The organism is Pseudomonas sp. Ost2 (assembly GCF_018326065.1).
GTDB lineage: Bacteria > Pseudomonadota > Gammaproteobacteria > Pseudomonadales > Pseudomonadaceae > Aquipseudomonas > Aquipseudomonas gingeri.
In genome coordinates this window covers 2220235-2239355 of the sequence record NZ_AP021904.1, presented here as the reverse complement: position 1 = coordinate 2239355, position 19121 = coordinate 2220235, and the positions used below count along the sequence as shown (strand labels likewise).

Sequence of the window (19121 nt, the reverse complement as noted above, 5' to 3'; positions counted from 1 at the left end):
CTCAAGCCTCCGCCATTTCGTTCATCATTCTTTCAATGTCGGACAGCCCGTCATCGGTCAGGGACAGGCCGGTGTCTGCAAAGGCCTGGGAAAATTCGTTCAATTGGGGTTTCTCGAAAATGAGCCGCAGCGGTATGTCGATACCGAGGCCCGAATGAATCCTGGAAATCGCCTGGGCCGCCAGCAACGAATGGCCGCCCAGCTCGAAGAAGTTGTCATGCAGGCCGACCCGCTCGACCTGCAGCACCTCGGCCCAGATCGCCGCCAGTTGCTGTTCCAGCTCGCTGCGTGGAGCCACATAGTCCTGCTGCCAGAGGCTCGGGTCGGGCTTGGGCAGGGCCTTGCGGTCGAGCTTGCCGTTGGGGGTCATGGGCATCCGCGCCAGGACCAGCAGATGCGCCGGGACCATGTAGTCCGGCAGGCTGGCCCTGAGGTAGTCGCGCAGTTGCCCGCTCAGGTGCTGTCGGGTGGCGGCATCGGCCTCGGCCAGCGCCGGGTCGTTCGGCACCAGGTAGGCCGCCAGTTGCTTGCCCGACGGGCCGTCGATATCGATGACCAGGGCCTCGCGGACCTGGTTGTGTTCCTGCAGGCGCGCCTCGATCTCGCCCAGCTCGATACGGAAACCACGGATCTTCACCTGGTGGTCGATCCGTCCCACGTACTCGATCAGGCCTTCGTCGCGGTAGCGGGTGACGTCGCCGGTGCGGTACAGCCGGCCGCCGCCCTGCTCGTCGAACGGGTCGGGGATAAAACGCTCGGCGGTCAGCGCCGGACGGTGGTGGTAACCCCGCGCCAGCAGCGCGCCGCCGATCAGCAACTCGCCACTGCCGCCCTGGACCGCCGGATTGAACGCGCCGTCGAGGATGTACATGCGCCGCCCGCCCAGCGGTCGGCCGATGGGCATCAGCACCGGCCTGGCGAGGTCGCCGCGCACATAGGGCGCACACTCCAGGTAGCTGGCGGTGATGGTGGTTTCGGTCGGGCCATAGGTATTGAGCAGGCGGATATGTTCCAGTCCCGCCTGTTTCCAGAACGCGATGCCTTCGGCCGGCATGGCCTCGCCCGTGGCGCTGACCTGGCGCAGCGGACCGAAGTCGCGGATGCCCAGGCGGTTGAAATCCTGGACCAGCAGGTACCAGTAGGCGGTACTCAGGTCGGCCACGGTGATGCCCGAACGCAACACCTCACGATGGAAGGTGGTGCTGTCCCAGACCTCGTTGCCCCGTATCACCACCCCCGCGCCGTGGCACAGCGCCGGGAACAGTTGCTCGACGAAACCGTCGAAGTTCAGGGTGGAGAACAGCAGGACGCGATCGCGGGGCTCCAGGCGGAAGTATTCGATGGCCACCTGGCAATGGGCACTCAGGGCCCCATGGTCGATAGCCACGCCCTTGGGTTTGCCGGTGGAACCCGAGGTGTAGATCACATAGGCCAGGTTGTCGCGTAGCGCGAGGTTCGGCAGCGCGGCTTCGCTGAACGCCTGCAGCTCGGCGCCGGCCCGATCCAGGCACAGGACCGGCAGCGCCGCCGTCAGCGGCAGGTGCGCCAGCAAGCGGCTGTGGGTCAACAGCAGGCGGATGCCGCTGTCCTGCATCATGTAGGCCAGGCGATCTTCGGGGAACTCCGGGTCCAGCGGCACGTAGGCACCACCGGCCTTGAGGATCGCCAGCAGCCCGACCACCATCTCCAGCCCGCGATCCACCGCGATGCCCACCGGCACTTCCGGACCGACACCCATCGCCCGCAACTGGTGGGCCAGGCGATTGGCCTGGCCATCCAGCTCGCGGTACGTCAACGTCTGGTCGCCGAAGACCAGGGCGATGGCCTCCGGTGTGCGCTGTGCCTGGGCCTCGATCAGGACATGCACGCAGTGTTCGCCCGGATAGACCCCCTCGGTACGACTCCAGCGTCCGAGGATCAGTCGTTGTTCCTCGTCGCCCAGCAACGGCAGGTCGGCAACGGGCTGGTCCACGCCCTGGCTGGCAATCGCCCGCAGCAGGTTGCGCCAGTGGCCGGCCAGGCGCTCGATGGTCCGCGCTTCGAACAGCGCGGTGGCGTAGGTCAATGCCGCCCGCAGGCCGTCCTCACCCTCGAAGGTATCCAGCGTCAGGTCGAACTGGGCGGTAGGGCTGCCGGTATCGATCGCCTCGACCTGCAACCCCGGCAACGGACGCACCGCCCCCTTGAGTTCGGTCTGGTGGTTGTACATCACTTGGAACAGCGGGCTGTGGCTCAGGCTGCGTTCCGGCTGCAGGGCCTGCACCAGATGCTCGAACGGCAGGTCCTGATGGGCCTGAGCCCCCAGCACCGCCTGCCTGACCTGTTGCAACAACTGGCCGAAGGTGGTCCGTAGGTCGAACTCGGCCTTGAGCACCTGGGTGTTGACGAAGAAGCCGATCAGCCCTTCGGTTTCCACCCGCCCACGGTTCGCCACGGGGACGCCGACGCGGATGTCGCCCTGCCCCGAGTGGCGATGCAGCAAGGTCTGGAACGATGCCAGCAACAGCATGAACAGGGTCACGCCCTGCTGCCGGGCAACCCCCTTGAGTTGCCGCACCAGCCCGCTGTCCAGTTCGATGTTCGCCCGCGCCCCGGCATGACTTTGCAGCGATGGCCGCGGCCGGTCGGTCGGCAGCTCCAGCACCGGCTGTTCGCTGCCCAACTGCGCGGTCCAGTACGCCAGTTGCCTGGCCTGCTCGCCGGCCTCCATCCAGTCGCGCTGCCAGTGCGCATAGTCGACGTACTGGAACGGCAGGGCCTTGAGCCGCGATGCCTGGCCCTGGCTGCAGGCGACATAGCCTTCGATCAGTTCGTCGACCATGATCGGCATCGACCAACCATCGGAGACGATATGGTGCAAGGTCACCACCAGCACATGCCGCTCTTCGCCCACGACCAGCAGCCGGGCCCGCAGCAGCGGCCCCTGTTGCAGGTCGAACGGCGTCAGGACTTCGCGGCTGATGCGCGCCATGAGCGACTGCGCGTCGGCCTCGGCGCTGTCCAGCGTCTCGACCGCCAGCTCGAAAGCCGGTGCCGGGTGCACGATCTGCACAGCCTGGCCGTCCTGCTGGCGGAAGGTGGTGCGCAGGGTTTCGTGACGGGCGATCAGCGCTTCGAAGCTGCGCCGCAGCGCCTGCCGGTCAAGGCGACCGTTCAGGCTCAGGGCGGCCGGGATGTGGTAGGCCGTGTTATCCGGCTCCAGTTGCCAGAGGAACCATTGCCGTTGCTGGGCATAGGACAGGCGCAGCGGCCCGGTGCGATCCGCCGCGGTGAAAGCCGGTGCCCGGTCGGCGCCGGCCTGCCCGGCACTTTCGGCGAAACCGGCGAGGTCGCGGGTCTCGAACAGGCTGCGCAGCGTCAGCTCGATACCCAGTACCTGGCGCGCCCGGGAAATCACCTGGGTCGCCAGCAGCGAGTGTCCACCCAGTTCGAAAAAGTTGTCGCTCAAGCCCACCTGCCCGACCTTCAGCACCTCGCCCCAGATGGCCGCCAGTTGCTGTTCGAGGGGGCTGCGCGGCGCGACATAGGCTTGTTGCAACAACGCCGTATCGGGAGCCGGCAGGGCCTTGCGGTCGAGCTTGCCGTTGGCCGTCAGGGGCAGGGTTTCCAGGAGCATCAGGTGCGCCGGCACCATGTAGTCGGCCAGGTGCAGCTTGAGATAATCCCGCAGTTCGGCGCGCAACGCCGCCTGCTGCCCGGCGTCGTGCATGAGCGTCGCCCGGGCCGGCACCAGGTAGGCCACCAGCTGTGTGCCGGTCGCCCCGTCCACGGCCAGGACCGCGGCCTCGCGCACCTGTCCGTGGCCTTGCAGGCGGGATTCGATTTCACCCAGTTCGATGCGGAAACCGCGGACCTTGACCTGATGATCGCGCCGCCCGATGTAGTCGATCACACCATCGGCACGCATCCGCGCCAGATCGCCGGTGCGGTAGAGTCGTCGGCCACCCGCGGGGTCGAAGGGATCGGCCACGAACCGGCCGGCCGTCAGGCCCGGCTGGTTCAGGTAGCCGCGCGCCAGGCCGGCGCCGGCGACATACAGTTCGCCGATGCAACCCGGCGGGGTCAGGTTCAGGGCATCGTCCAGCAGGTACCAGGACAGATCGACGATCGGCTCGCCGATGGGACTGCCCGCCGCCTGCTCCAGGTCGGCCAGGGACAACGGCCGATAGGTCACGTGGACCGTGGTCTCGGTAATACCGTACATGTTGATCAGGGTCGGCGAGCGGTCGCCGAAGCGCTCGAACCACGGACGCAGGCCCTGCACTTCCAGGGCTTCGCCCCCAAACACGACATGACGCAAGGCCAGCTCGCGCGGCGACTCGATCGCCACCGCCATCAGCGACTTGAAGGCCGAAGGTGTCTGGTTGAGCACGGTCACCCGCTCATCGCACAACAGGGCATGGAACGCCTGCGGCGAACGGCTGACATCGTGGGGCACCACCACCAGCCTGCCACCATGGAGCAAGGCGCCGAAGATTTCCCAGACGGAAAAATCGAAGGCATAGGAGTGGAACAGCGTCCAGGTATCGGCGCTGCCGAAGTCGAACCAGTGATCGGTGGCGCTGAACAGGCGCAGCACGTTGCGATGGGGCAGCAACGCGCCCTTGGGGTTGCCAGTGGAGCCCGAGGTGTAGATCACGTAGGCCAGGTTATCGACACCAACCGCACACTCGGGGTTGCTCGCCCGCTCGTCCTCGGGCGGACGGTTCAGGTCCAGGCATTCGACACCGGCGGGGACCGGCAGTTGCGCCAGCAGATGCCCCTGGGCCAGCAGCAGCTTCAGGCCGCTGTCGCCGATCATGTAGCGCAGGCGCTCGTCGGGGTAGGCGGGATCCAGCGGCACATAGGCGCCGCCGGCCTTGAGCACCGCGACCAGGGCAACGATCATCTCCAGCGAACGCTCCGCCGCCACGCCCACCAGCACATCGGCCCCCACACCTCGGGCAATCAGCTGGTGCGCCCACTGGTTGGCCCGGGCATTGAGTTCACCATAGGTCAACTGCCGGCCGGCACAGCTCACGGCGATGGCGTCCGGCTGCTGCGCGGCCCGTTCCTCGATCAGTTGGTGCAGGCAGCGGCTGACCGGGTGTTCCAGCGGCGCCGGGTTCCACCGGGCGAGGACCTGTTGCTGCTCGGTCGCATCCAGCAACGGCAACTCGGCGATCCGCTGGCGCGGGTCCTGGACAATCGCCCGCAACAGGCTCGCCCAGTGCTGCGCCAGGCGCTCGACGGTGGCAGCGTCGAACAGGTCGGTGGCGTACTTCAACACGGCTTCGATACCGTGGGCCTGTTCGCTGGTGTTGAGCACCAGGTCGAACTGGGCGGTCTGGCTCTGCCATTGCAGCGGCTCGAGGTGCAGGCCGACCACCCCCGTGGCGAGATTCAGGCGGCTTTCGGCCTGGTGGTTGAACATCACCTGGAACAGCGGGCTGTGGCTCAGGTTGCGGCCCGGCTCCAACGCCTCGACCAGTTGCTCGAACGGCAGGTCCTGGTGGGCCTGGGCCTGCTGCGCGGTCTGCCAGACCTGTTGCAGCAGATCGACGAAGCGCTGCTGGCCGTCGACCTCGGCCTTGAGCACCTGGGTGTTGACGAAAAAGCCGATCAGGCGTTCGACTTCGGGGCGCTCGCGGTTGGCCACCGGCACACCGACACGGATATCGGACTGGCCGCTGTAGCGATGCAGCAAGGCCTGGAACGACGCCAGCAGCAGGGCGAACAAGGTGACGCTTTCGCGGCGGGCCAGGGCCTTGAGCCCTTCGCTCACGTCGCGTTCGAGGGTCAGGTTGCAGCTCGCCCCGGCAAAGCTCCGGGACACCGGGCGCGGATGATCCGTGGGCAACTCCAGCACCGGTTGCTCACCGCCCAGCTGCTGTTGCCAGTAGGCCAGCTGGCGCTCCTGCTCGCCGGCCTCCATCCAGTGGCGCTGCCACAGCGCATAGTCGGCATACTGGATCGGCAACGCCGGCAGGTCCACCGTGCGCCCCTGGCTGAGGCCAAGGTACAACTGCATCAGCTCTTCGATCATCACCTGCAGCGACCAGCCATCGGCAACGATATGGTGCAGCGTCAGCACCAGCACCTGTTCCTCGGCGGCCACCTGCAACAGGGCCGCACGCATCAGGGGGCCGCTGCGCAGGTCGAAGGGGGCCTGGCTGTGGTTCTGGACAAAGGCCTGGATCTGCGTGTCGCGATCCCCCGGCGACAGCGCCTCGACCGCCAGGCTGAACGGCCCGGCGGGCAGCACCACCTGCAAGGGCTGCTGCTCCACCTGGGTAAACACCGTGCGCAGGGTCTCGTGACGCGCCACCAGGGCCTGCAGACTGCCCTGCAACGCCGTCACATCGAGCTCGCCCTGCAAGCGCAACGCCACGGCGATGTTGTAGGCCGCGCTTTGCGGTGCCCATTGCCAGAGGAACCACTGGCGTTGTTGAGCGTAGGACAGGCGCAGCGGTTCTTCCGCCGCGCGCTTGAACACCGGCGCGATTTCGAACAGGTTGATGCCCTTCTGCTTGAGCAGAGTGGCCAGGCCTTTTCGCTGCATCGCCGAGAGCTGCCCTACCGACTCGATTAACTCCTGCACGCGTTGCACCCTCTCAAAAAGCCATTCGGAAAAATCAGCCGGGAAACCGGTCAGGAGACCAGTTTTTCCAGATCATCGAGGGATAGACGTTTGAGGGCCTCCAGTGATTTAGCCAATTCATCCTGAGCCGGTGACAAACCACCGCGCAGGGCCTCGATCCGCTCGCAGAACGCCAACAGCGTGTCGGCCTTGAACAACTCCTTGAGGGCGATCTTGTCGCCCAGGCGCTCGGCGATCCGGGTCACCACCAGGGTCGCCAGCAGCGAGTGGCCGCCGAGCTGGAAGAAGTTGTCGCTGAGGCCGACACGCTCGACCTCCAGCACTTCCTGCCAGAGGCTCGCGACCTCTTGCTGCAATGCCGTGCGCGGTGCTTCGTAGTGCTGCGAGTGCGGATTGCCGCCCAGGGCGATCAGGGCCTTGCGGTCGAGCTTGCCGTTGGGGGTCAACGGCAATGCGTCGATCAGGTGCACATGACCCGGCACCATGTGGGCCGGCAAGCGGCTCGCCAGTGTCGCGCGCAGACTGTCAGCAAAACCTCGCGTATCGCCGGGCAGCGCCTGCGCCACCACATAGGCGTGCAGGTGCTTGCCCGCCGCGCCGTCCTGGGCCAGGACCACGGCTTCACGCACCGCCGGTTGCTCCAGCAGTCGCGCCTCGACTTCGCTGAGCTCGATGCGGAACCCGCGGATCTTCACCTGATGGTCGGCCCGGCCGATGTATTCGATGCGTCCCGCGTCGCCCTGGCGCACCAGGTCGCCGGTGCGGTACAGGCGCTCGCCGTTGTCGCAGAACGGGTTCGGCACATAGCGCTCGGCGGTCAGCCCGGCCCGCAGCAGGTAGCCCCGGGAGACCCCGGCACCGGCCAGGTACAGCTCGCCGGCGACGCCTTCGGGGGATACGTGCAACTGGCCGTCGAGCAGGTACGCGTCGGTATTGTCCAGCGGTCGGCCGATATTCGCCGAACCCATCGCCGTGCGCAGGGTGAAGGTCGAATAAGTGGTGTCTTCCGATGGTCCGTACAGGTCGTAGACCCGTTGCACCGGGGTACTGGCGTAGAGCGTGTCCACCAGCGCCTGCTTGAGCGGTTCACCGGCCAGGTTGATGGTGGTGACCGATGGCGGGATCTGTCCGGCGCGCTGCAAGGCGGCAATCGCCGACGGCACGGTGTTGATCAGTTTGACCCGATGGCGCGCCGGCAGGTCCGCCAGGGCCAAGGCGTTGTCCGCCAGCACCAGGTAGCCGCCTCCGGCCAGGGTCACGAAGATCTCCCAGACCGACAGGTCGAAACAGATCGAGGTCGAGGCCAGTACGCCCCGCAACTGGTCGCTGCCATAGACCCCCAGGGACCACTGGATCAGCGCCGCCAGGTTGGCATGGGTGATCGCCACGCCCTTGGGCTTGCCGGTGGAGCCCGAGGTGTAGATGACATAGGCCAGGTTCTGCCCGTCGATCAGCGACAACGGCGCGCTGTCCGGACAGTCCGCCAGCCAGTCTTCCCGTTCCTCCACCAGCAGCACCTGCGACGGCAGTTCCCGGGGCAGGAATCCGAGCAGGCGCGACTCGCTCAGCAGGACCGCCGAGCGGCTGTCCTCGAGCATGTGCAGCAGACGTTCCTGCGGGTACTCGGGATCGAGGGGGACATAGGCGCCACCGGCCTTGAAGATCGCCAACAGGCTGACAATCATGTCCGGGGTGCGCCGCAGGCACACGCCGACGCGGACTTCCGGCCCGACGCCCAGCTCGCGCAGCTTGTGGGCCAGGCGGTTGGCCCGGCGATCCAGGCTGGTGTAATCGACTTGCCGCTCCTCGAACAGGATCGCCGCCGCATGGGGCTGGCGGGCCACCTGGGCGTCGATGCGCTCGAGGACATTGCGCGGATCGAGCGCGCTGACGGTGCCCCTGCCCCACGCCAGCGCGGCCTGGCGCGACTCGCCTTCGAGCAGTTCCAGGGCGCCCAGCGGCTGCTCCGGGTCAGCCATGAAGCGGCTCATCAGGCGTTCCAGTTCGCGCCCCAGGCGCGCCACGGTCGCCGCGTCGAAGCAACCGCGGTCATAGCTCAGGCCCAGGGTCAGTTCACGACCGGTGACCGCCACCAGCGTCAGCGGGTAGTTGGTCTGTTCCTGGCGGCTGATCGCGGCGAACTCCAGGCCGCTGCCCGAGGCCTGGCCGAGCGCCTCGGCCATCGGGTAGTTCTCGAACACCAGCAGGCTGTCGAACAGCCCGCCCGCGCCGAGGCCGGCCCAGCGCTGGATGTCATAGAGCGGGGTGTGTTCGTGTTCACGCAGCGCCAGGTTGAGATCCTGCACCTGTTGCAGCCAGGCGGCGACGGGGATCTGCGCCTCGGGCGCGGCCACCACCGGCAAAGTGTTGATGAACAGGCCGATCTGTTGCTCGACCCCGGCCAGCTCCATCGGACGCCCGGCCACCGTGGCGCCGAAGGCGACGCCGGCCTGCCCGGTATAACGCTGCAACAGCACCAGCCAGGCCGCCTGCAACAGGGTGTTGAGGGTGACTTTCTGCTCCCGGGCGAAGCGATTCAGATCCGCCGTCAGAGCTTCGCCGAAGACGTGCTCATGGTCGGCATGACCGCTTGCCAGGGCCTGCCGGCTGCCCAGCGCACTCGCCAGGCGCGTCGGCTCCTGCAAACCGGCCAGGGCCTCGGTCCAGAACGTCTGGCTGGCCTGCGCATCGCGCTGGCCGAGCCACTCGATGTAGTCGCGATAACGCCCTGCCCCACGGGCCATATCGGCCCCGGCATAACGCTGCAGCACTTCACCGAACAACTGCGAAGTACTCCAGCCGTCCATCAGGATGTGATGGCTGGTGTAGATCAGGTGATAGTCGCTGGCCGAGGTGCGGACCAGGGTCACCCGCAGCAGGGGCGCGCGGTCCAGCTCGAAGCCGGTCGCCAGGTCTTCCCGGGCCAGCGTCTCGAGTGCCGACTCAAGGTCGCCGCGCTCGCGCCAGTCGTGCACCACCAGCGGCATCCGCACGCCGCGCAGGACGATCTGCAACGGCGCGGCCAGGTCCTGGGGCCAGACAAACACCGAACGCAGCACTTCGTGGGCGTCGAGGCTCTGTTGCCAGGCGGCGCGGAAACGCTCGGCGTCCAGCTGGCGCACATCGACCCGCAGCTGGTTGGTGTAGGCCGCGCCATCCGGCTCGTCGAGGGCATGGAAGAGAATGCCCTGTTGCATCGGCGACAGCGGGTAGATGTCCTCGATGTCGCTCATCGGCACCGACAGGCGTTCCAGTTGCTGCGGCTTGAGCGCCACCAGCGGGAAGTCGGACCGCGTCACGCCCAGTTGTCCGCCCTGGCTGCAATGCTCGACGATCCGCGTCAGTTCCCGCTCGTAGGCCCGGGCCAGGGTTTCGATGGTCGACGGCAGGTACAGCGCCTGGTCGAAGCTCCAGTCCAGTTCCAGTTCACCGTCGAACACCTGGCCGTTGAGGCTCAGCCAGTTGGCCGGCGGCGTATCTTCGGGCTGATTGAGACCGCTGCTGTCGCCACTCGGGACAAACAACGCGCCGTCGGCCTGAGCGAAGCTGCCGTCGAACTGGCCCAGGTAGTTGAAGGTCACGCGGGCCTCGGGCAAGGCCTGCAGGCGCCGGGCGAAATCCCTGTCCCCCAGGTAACGCAGGATGCCGTAGCCGACGCCCTTGTTCGGCACCGCCCGCAGTTGCTCCTTGATCGCCCGGATGGAGGCCCCCAGGTCCGCCTGCGGGGTGAGCCGCACCGGGAACAGGCTGCTGAACCAGCCCACCGTACGGCTCAGGTCGAGGTCATCGAACAGGTCTTCGCGTCCGTGACCCTCCAACTGGATCAGCGCCGACGGCTGTCGGCTCCAGTCACACAGCACCCGGGCCAGGGCGCCGAGCAACAGGTCATTGATCTGGGTGCGATAGGCCGCTGGCGCGACGCTCAATAGTTGCCGGGTCAGCGTCTTGTCCAGGCGCGAGGTGGCATGACCGACGCCATGGGCGTCATTGTCGAGACGGTCCCGGGGCAGTTCCTCGAGATCCTGCGCCAGGTTGCCCAGCCAGTAATCCTGTTCCGCCGCCAGCGCCTCGCCCTGTGCATAAGTCTGCAGGCGTTCGCCCCAGGTCTTGAGCGAACTGCTCTTGGCCGCCAGTTCCGGGGGCTTCCCGGCGGCGATGGCCGCATAGGCGACTTGCAGGTCTTCGAGCAGCACCCGCCAGGACACGCCATCCACCACCAGGTGATGGATCACCAGCAGCAGGCGTTGTTCGCCGCCCGGCAGATCGATCAGCAGCGCCCGCAGCAACGGCCCCTTCTCGAGATCCAGGCTGCGCTGGGCCTCGTCGGCCAGGGCGGTGAGTTGCGTGGCGTCGTCCAGTTCGCGCAACCACAGCAGCTCGGCCGCCGGGGCCGCTGCGTAAGAGGCCCGCCATTGACCGTCATGCTCTGCGAAATGCAGGCGCAGGCCGTCGTGATGCGCCAGCAGGCTGACCAATGCCGCCTGCAGGTGCACGGCATCCAGGCGGACCTGGGGCTTGAGCATCAGCGACTGGTTCCAGTGGTGCCGCCGGGGAATGTCGCTCTCGAAGAATCGCGCCTGGATCGGCAGCAACGGTTGCTCGCCGCTGATCTGCAACGGCGCTTCGGCCGGCGCTTTTTTCTCGATCAGCCTGGCTACCGCCGCCAGTTGGCCGATGGTCTGTTTCTCGAACAACTGCTTGGGACTCAGCTTGATCCCCTGGCGCTTGGCCCGGGCGATGATCTGCAGGCTGAGGATCGAGTCGCCGCCCAGTTCGAAGAAGTTGTCGGTGGTGCCAACCCGCTCCAGCTTGAGCACATCGGCCCAGACCGCCGCCAGTTTCTCCTCGATCTCGCCCACCGGCGCGGTGTACTGCTGCTTGACCGCGCCCGGCCTGGGCAGGGCACGCTTGTCGAGCTTGCCGTTGGTGGTCAGCGGCAATTGCTCCAGCAGCAGGATCTGCGCCGGGACCATGTAGTCGCTGAGCAACGCCTGCAACTGTCGACGCAGCACCTCGACCTGCAACACCGTGCCCACCACCGGCACGCAATAGGCCACCAGTTGCAGCCGACCGGCATCGTCGTCCATTGGCAGGGCCAGCACCGCCGCCTGGGCTACCGACTGGAAACCCTGCAACACCCGCGCGACTTCCGCCGGCTCGACGCGATAACCACGGATTTTCACCTGGTCGTCGTTGCGCCCGATGAATTCCAGCAGTCCCTGGCGGTTGCCACGGACCCGGTCGCCGCTGCGGTAGCAGCGGGAGCCCGGCACACCATGGGGATCCGGCAGGAAACGCTCGGCCGTCAGCCCCGGTTGCCCGAGATACCCCAGGGCGACACTCTCGCCACCGATGTACAACTCGCCCGGCACCTGTTCGGCGACGATATTGAGCACGTCATCCAGCACATAGGCCCGTGCGCCCGGCAACGGCCGGCCAACCGCAATCCCTCGCTCCAGCGTGTCGCCCGCCAGCACTTCGTGGCTCAGTACGCCCACGGTGGTTTCGCTGGGACCATAGTGGTTGATGAAGCGGCAGCCCGGCTTGAGCTCGCGCACCTGCCGCACCAACGCCGGCGCACAGGCTTCGCCGCCGACAATCAAGGCGTGGGCAGGCAATACATCCGCCGGGCGGGCCGCCTGCAACAGCGCCGACAGATGCCCGGGGACGATCTTCAGGACGCCGACGCGGTGCGTGGTCATGTAGTCGGCAAAACCGTCCGGGTCGAACCCGAGGGCCTCGGGCAGCACATGCAGGGTGCGCCCGGAACACAGGGCGCCGAACAGCATGGTATGCCCGAGGTCGGCGGCAATGGTCGAGACCAGCGCCATGCTGGCATCCGCTGCCAGTGCCAGGCGGCTCGACAGGCCATCGACATAACTGGCCAGCGCTCCATGGCTGACCAGGACGCCCTTGGGCTGACCGGTGGAGCCGGAGGTGTGAATCACATAGGCCGGGGACTCGCTCGACAGCGCCAGCAGCGGCGCGCTGTCCGGCTGGTCGAGCCACAGCGAAGGCTCAAACGCCTGGCCGATGCATCCCGGCACGGCAAGGCTCACGGCACGCGGGTCGCCTTCGGCACACAGCAGCAGCCGTGCCCGGGCACGTTCCAGCAGTTGCCGCAGGCGGGTGTCGGGCGCCTTGGTATCCAGCGGCATATACACCGCGCCGGCCTTGAGAATCCCCAGGACGCAGGTCAACCAGTCCAGCGAGCGCTCCATCAGCACCGCCACCGGTTCGCCACGGCCCACGCCCGCGTTACGCAAATGATGGGCCAGGCGATTGGCGGCCTGGTCCAGCTCGATAAAGCTCAGGGTCTGTTCGAGGCAGCGCGCGGCCACTGCCCGAGGCTGGCGCCGGACCTGGGCCTGCCACTGTTGCAGCACCGGCAGCGCCGGTTCGCGTACTTCGGCAAGCGCCGGCGACGGGCAGCCATGCAGGCTGAACAACGGCGCCTGCGGGGCTTGCAGGACCGCATCGAACAACTCGAGCAGCCGCGGGATAAACCCCTCGACGGTCGAATGCCGATACAAGTCGCTGGCGTAGGTCATCTCACCGTGGATCAGCGTGCCGTCATCGGTGATATCCAGGGCCAGGTCGAAGTGAGTACCGTCCTTGTGCAACGGGTATTCGGCCACGCTCAGGCCCGGCAACTGCATCGAACGCTGTTTCTGCATGCCGACGTTCTGGTTGAACTTGGCCTGGAACAGCGGGTTGTGATCCAGGTTGCGCTCCGGAGCCAGGGCGTCCACCAGTTGTTCGAAAGGCAACTCCTGGTGGGCCTGGGCGCCAAAACTGCTTTCGCGCAGGCGTCCCAGCAGGTCGAGGAAACTCTGGCGTTCGTCGACCTCACAGCGCAGGACCTGGGTATTGACGAAAAACCCGATCAGGCCCTCGACCTCCGAACGACCGCGGTTGGCATTCGGCACGCCGACGCGGATATCGCGCTGCCCGGCATGACGCGAGAGAAACAGCGAATAGCCGCCCAGCACCAGCATGAACAGGCTCACCCCCTGGCTGCGGGCAAAGGCCTGCAGTTGCCGGGAACGTTCGGCGCCGAAATCGAACCGCAGGGTCCGGCCTTCGAAGCTCTGCACCGGCGGACGGGCAAAGTCGGCGGCGATATCCAGCAGGGGTTGCGCCTCGCCCGATGCCGCCAGTTGCTGGCGCCAGTAATCCAGTTGTCGCTCGCCCTCGCCGGCTTCCAGCCAGCTGCGTTGCCAGATCGCATAGTCGGCGTATTGCAACGGCAGTTCCGGCAAGCCGGGTGCGCGCCCCAGGCTGAAGGCCTGATAGGCCTGGACGAATTCCTTGACCATCACGTCCATCGACCAGCCGTCGGAGACGATATGGTGCATGCTCACCACCAATACCCACTCGTCCGCGGCGAGGCGGATCAGGCTGGCGCGCAGCAGCGGCCCCTTGAGCAGGTCGAACGGCTGCGCGGTGAAGGTCCGGACCCGCGCGGCCAGTTCGGCCTCACACTGCCCGGCGGCGCAATCGGTCAGGTCGATGCGCTCCAGCGGTACGGCCTGGGTCGCGAGGATCACCTGCCGCGGCTGCTCGCCGTCGACCTGGAACAAGGTCCGCAGGACTTCATGGCGCTCGACGACATGCTCGAAGGCACGCAGTAGCGCCGGCTCGTCGAGGTGCCCCTGCAGACGCAGGCCGGCGGCCATGTTGTAGGCGGCGCTGGCCGGGTCGAGCTGCCAGAGGAACAGCAGGCGCTGCTGGGCATAGGACAGCGGGATCGCCGTCACGTCATGCCGGCTGACCGGCATCGGCAGCAGGCTGAAGTCCTTGCCTTCCTGGCTCAGCTTCGCCAGGAACTGCCGGCGCTGCTCCAGGGGCAGGCTGATGAACCTTCTGGCGATACGTACCGCGGCATTGGCATTCATGCTCCAAACTCCTCCAACGAACTCATGAACTGCTCCATATCGGCCCAGTCGTTATCCCCACTGCCCCGCACCAGCGTCTCCAGCTCGGCGGCCAGGTCGCTCAACAGGGGCTTTTCAAACAGGCTGCGCAACGGCAGGCTGACTTCCAGGCGCCCCTTGATCCGGGCGATCACCTGGGCGGCGAGCAAGGAATGCCCGCCCAACTCGAAGAAATGGTCATCGAGGCCGACCCGCGGCACCTGCAGGACCTCTTCCCAGATGCCCGCCAGGCAACGTTCGGTATCGGTCTGCGGTTCGCGGTAGCTGGCTTGCAGTTGGCTCGGATCGGGAATCGGCAAGGCCTTGCGGTCCAGCTTGCCGCTGGGCGTCAGGGGCAGGCCCGGCAGCACCAGCAGGTGCGAGGGGACCATGTAGTCCGGCAACCGGCCTTGCAGGAATGCCTTGATCTGCAGGCGCCAGACACTCTGCTGCGCCGGCTCCAGAGGTTGCTCGGCGACCACGTAGCCGACCAGTTGCGTACCGCCGGCCAGCGGCAGGGCCAGCACGGCAGCCTCGCGCACACCGGGGCATTGCAGCAGGCGCGCCTCGACTTCCCCCAGCTCGAGGCGGAAGCCGCGGATCTTGACCTGGTGGTCGACGCGGCCGATGTACTCCACCGCGCCGTCTTCGCGCAGGCGGGCGCGGTCACCGGTACGGTAGAGGCGCTCGCCGGGGCTGAAGGGGTCGGCGATAAAGCGCAGGGCGCTCAGGGCCGGTTGTCCCTGATAACCGCGGGCCAGGCCCGGGCCGCCGATGTACAGCTCACCCACGGCCCCCTGGGGCAGCAGGTTGAGGTCGGCGTCGAGCACCCGCAGGCGCCGGGCCGACAGGCCGAAACCGATGGGCACGCCGCGCCAGGACACGGCTTCAGGCAACAGCTCGCTGCAATCGTAGGTGGTCGAGACCACCGTCGCTTCCGTCGGGCCGTAGGTGTTGATCAGGCGTACCGCCGCCAACCCCGCCTGCCGCCACAGGCGCAGGCCGTCGACTGCCATGGCCTCGCCGCCGATATGGATCTGCCGCAGCGCGCCGTAGCCGGCCGGTGACCGGGCCGCCCAGTCCTGCACCAGCAAGTGCCAGTAGGCGGCCGGCAAATCGGCCAGGGTAATGCCGTGGCGCAGGATCGCCTCGTGCAGCGTGGCGCTGTCCCACAGCCGCTCGTCGCGCAGCACCACGCAGGCACCGAGGCACAGCGGCGGGAAGAACTGCTCGACGAAACCATCGAAGCTGCTGGTGGCGAACTGCAGGACCCGGTCCGTTTCCACCAGCTCACTGTACTGCGTGGCCCGGGCGACGAACTCGGCCAGGGCATGGTGGCTGATCGCGACACCTTTCGGACGGCCGGTGGAGCCCGAGGTATAGATCACATAGGCCAGCGAGGCCGCCGCCGGTTGCGCCTGCGGGTCGCTTTCGCAATAGGTCGAATCGTTGATCCGGTCCAGGCACAGGGTTTCGATCCCCTCCAGCGAAGGCAGACTCTCCAGCCACCGGTCCTGGGTCAGCAACAGCTGCAGGCCACTGTCCTGCAGCACATGGGCCAGGCGTTCGGCCGGGGTCTGCGGGTCCAGCGGGACATAGGCACCGCCGGCCTTGAGCACCGCGAGAATCGCCACGGCCATGTCCAGGGAGCGGCCGAGCGCCAGTCCCACCAGCACCTCCGGCCCGACGCCACGGCCGCGCAGCAGGTGCGCCAGGCGGTTGGCACGACGGTTCAGCTCGGCGTAGCTCAGGCTCTGGCGGTTATTATGTGGGAGCCGGCTTGCCGGCGAAGGGGCCCTTGAATCCTGCATCGCCCCTTCGGACGCCATCGCCGGCAAGCCGCCTCCCACGGGGTCGGGTCCGGCGAGGATCACGGCGATGGCCTCGGGGGTACGTCGGGCCTGGGCCTCGAACAACTGTGGCATCAGCAATGCCGTGTCCGCCGGCGTCGGCAGGCCACTGCCGCTGTCCAGCAAGCGGGCGGTTTCGTCCGCCGCGAGCATCGGCAAATGACCGATCGGTTGTTGCGGATCAAGACAGACCGCGCGCAACAGGTTGCGCCAGTGTGCAGCCAGGCGCGCAATGGTCGTGACATCGAAAATATCGGTGGCGTAGGTGAAGGCCGCGAACAGCTGCTCGCCCTCCTCGCGGGTTTCCAGCATGAGGTCGCTGGTCGCGGCATGCTGCCGCGCTTCCCCGGCCGCCTGCTCCTCGCTCAGATGCTCCACCCGCAGCCCGCACGCCAACTGCTTGCCCTGCACGTCGGTAACCAGCGGCTGATGGTTGAACATCACCTGGAACAACGGGTTGTGGCTCTGGCTGCGAGCCGGCTGCAGGGCCTCGATCAGCGCATCGAACGGCAGTTCCTGGTGCGCCTGTGCTCCCGAGGAAGCCTGGCGCAGGCTCTGCAGCAGATCGGTGAAACGGGTCCGGGCCTGCACTTCGCTGCGCAGCACCTGGGTATTGACGAAGAAACCGATCAGGCCCTCGGTCTCGCTGCGGGTGCGGTTGGCGATCAGTCCGCCGACGCGGATATCGGTCTGCCCGCTGTAGCGGTGCAGCAGGCTCTTGAACGATGCCAGCAGGACCACGAAGAGCGACACGCCCTGGCGCTGGGCCAGGGCCTTGAGCGCCTGGCGCAGATCGCCATCGACCAGCACTTCCAGGCGCGCGCCCCGATGGCTGGCCTGGGCCGGATGGGGACGGTCGGTGGGCAGTTCGAGCACCGGGTGCTCTTCCCCGAGGTGACCGCGCCAGTAGGCCAGTTGTCGTTCCTGCTCACCCGCCTCGAGCCAGCTGCGCTGCCACAGCGCATAGTCGCGATAGTGCACGGCCAGCGGGCTCAACGAAACCGGCGCATGGGCGACGCAGGCATCGTAACAACGGGTGAATTCGTCGATGAGGATGTTCATCGACCAGCCATCGGCAATGATGTGGTGCAGGGTCAGCAGCAACACGTGCTCATGCTCGGCCAGGCGCAGCAGGCGGATACTGAGCAAGGGTCCCTGCTGCAGGTCGAACGCCTGCGCCGCTTCCGCGGCCATGATCTGGCGCGCTCGGGGCCAACGCTGGTCCTCGGCCACGCCCGACAGGTCGCTGACGACGATATTCACCGCGCTCGGCTGCGCGACGCGCTGGAACGCCCGCTCGCCGTCCTGGCCGAAGGTGGTGCGCAGGCATTCGTGACGGGCCACCAGGGCGCTGAAGGCCTGCTCCAGCGCCGACAGGTCGAGCGAACCCTGCAGACGAACGGCCATGGGCAGGTTGTAGGCCGCGCTGTGCGGATCGAGCTGCCAGAGAAACCACATGCGCTGCTGCGCGTAGGACAGACCGTCACGTTCCGAAACCCCGTCGCAGGAGGCGATGGGCAGCAACGAGAAGTCGACACCCTCCCTGTCCATGGCTGCCAGGAAGATACGGCGTTTTTCCTGGGGCAGCTCGATGAAACGACGGGCGAGTTTCTGTGCGTCTTGGGGCTTCATGTGAGAGGGTCCTTGCTGATCGGCGGCACGGCCGGGGGGCCCGGCCGTATCAACAAGAACGAACCGCCCGGCTGGGGATTTAGCGTGGAAGCGAGTAACCTTCGGCCATCGCCACCACGACCTTGCGCTTGCCGGTGAATGGCGAGCGGGAATGGGCCGCCAGCATGTTGTCGAGCATCAGCACGTCGTTTTCCTGCCAGGGAAAGCTGATGGTGCAGTCATCGAGCACACCCCGGACCTCGTCGAGCAGATCGACCTCGATGGCCGAGCCGTCGCCGTAGTAGACATTGCGCGGCAGGTCTTCCTCATCCACCACATCGAGCAGGGTCTCGCGCACTTCCGGCTGCAGGTTGGACACATGGAACAGGTGCGCCTGGTTGAACCAGACCATCTCCTGGGTCACCGGGTGGCGAGCCACCGTCTGGCAGCGCTGGCGGGTGCGCAATTCACCGTCGTCCTTCCATTCGCACTCGATGGCGTGGGCCCGGCAGTAGGCTTCGACCACCGCCTCGTCATCGGTGTTGAACACCTGGCTCCAGTCCACGTCCAGGCCGTTGCCGTAGTTGCGCACGTACATCAGGCCCTTGCTGATGAACCGCTCGCGGATAGATGCCGGCACCCGGCGATAGACTTCCCGACTGTCGCAGATCGGCGTTTCGCCGCCGGTCTGTGCCGCGATCATGCTGTAGAACCAGATCTTCATCGGCCATTCGAGGGTATAGGCCTGCTCGTTGTGCAACGGAATGCTCTGGTGCGCCGGGTATTCGGTCGAGGTGTATACCCCCTTGGTCACGTTGCTGCGCGGCGTCGAGCCGAACTCGTAATTGAGCAACGGATGGCCGAAGCCCGCCGCGAACTCACGGAAGGCTTCGGCGCCACCCACGTCGAAACCGCGCAGCAGAACGCCGCCGGCACGGTACAGGTGCGCGTCGATCAGCGGCTTGCATTCGCCGAACGCCTCCCTCAGGTCGAGCCCCGGCTCAGGCGCCTGGATCAGCATGGGCAAGGTGCCCGAACCGGTCAGCAGCGGCCGGATAGCCAAACTCAATGCGTTGTTCATGACGACTCTTCTCCCTTGATCTCGGATCGCAAGGGCTGGGCGCGCGAATGCGCCGTGCACCTGGCTGTGCTTCGGTTAACGGA

At 66.9% G+C, this 19121-nt stretch carries 4 protein-coding genes; all 4 read right to left on the bottom strand.

What is annotated here, in order from left to right:
- Position 1: 1 nt before the first annotated feature.
- The 4 genes from KI243_RS09840 to KI243_RS09825 all read right to left on the bottom strand — a co-directional run bounded on the left by KI243_RS09840 (position 2) and on the right by KI243_RS09825 (position 19038).
- Entirely contained in the window at positions 2-6580 is a 6579-nt protein-coding gene (locus KI243_RS09840) for a non-ribosomal peptide synthetase (protein ID WP_244861831.1), read from the bottom strand.
- Between the two features lie 50 nt (positions 6581-6630).
- A complete protein-coding gene (locus KI243_RS09835; RefSeq protein WP_212810742.1) occupies positions 6631-14478 on the bottom strand; it encodes a non-ribosomal peptide synthetase in 7848 nt (2615 codons plus the stop codon).
- Entirely contained in the window at positions 14475-17978 is a 3504-nt protein-coding gene (locus KI243_RS09830; protein WP_212810741.1) for a non-ribosomal peptide synthetase, read from the bottom strand. The genes KI243_RS09835 and KI243_RS09830 overlap by 4 nt, the downstream gene beginning before the upstream one ends.
- Before the next feature lie 79 nt (positions 17979-18057).
- Complete coding sequence (locus KI243_RS09825) at positions 18058-19038, bottom strand: TauD/TfdA family dioxygenase (RefSeq protein WP_177129747.1); 981 nt, start codon at positions 19036-19038, stop codon at positions 18058-18060.
- Positions 19039-19121: the final 83 nt, after the last annotated feature.

Excerpts from the sequence above, each read along its gene's own strand:
- KI243_RS09825 (WP_177129747.1), bottom strand. The coding sequence starts at position 19,038 with ATGAACAACGCATTGAGTTTGGCTATCCGGCCGCTGCTGACCGGTTCG.
- KI243_RS09835 (WP_212810742.1), bottom strand. The coding sequence starts at position 14,478 with ATGAATGCCAATGCCGCGGTACGTATCGCCAGAAGGTTCATCAGCCTG.
- KI243_RS09830 (WP_212810741.1), bottom strand. The coding sequence starts at position 17,978 with ATGAAGCCCCAAGACGCACAGAAACTCGCCCGTCGTTTCATCGAGCTG.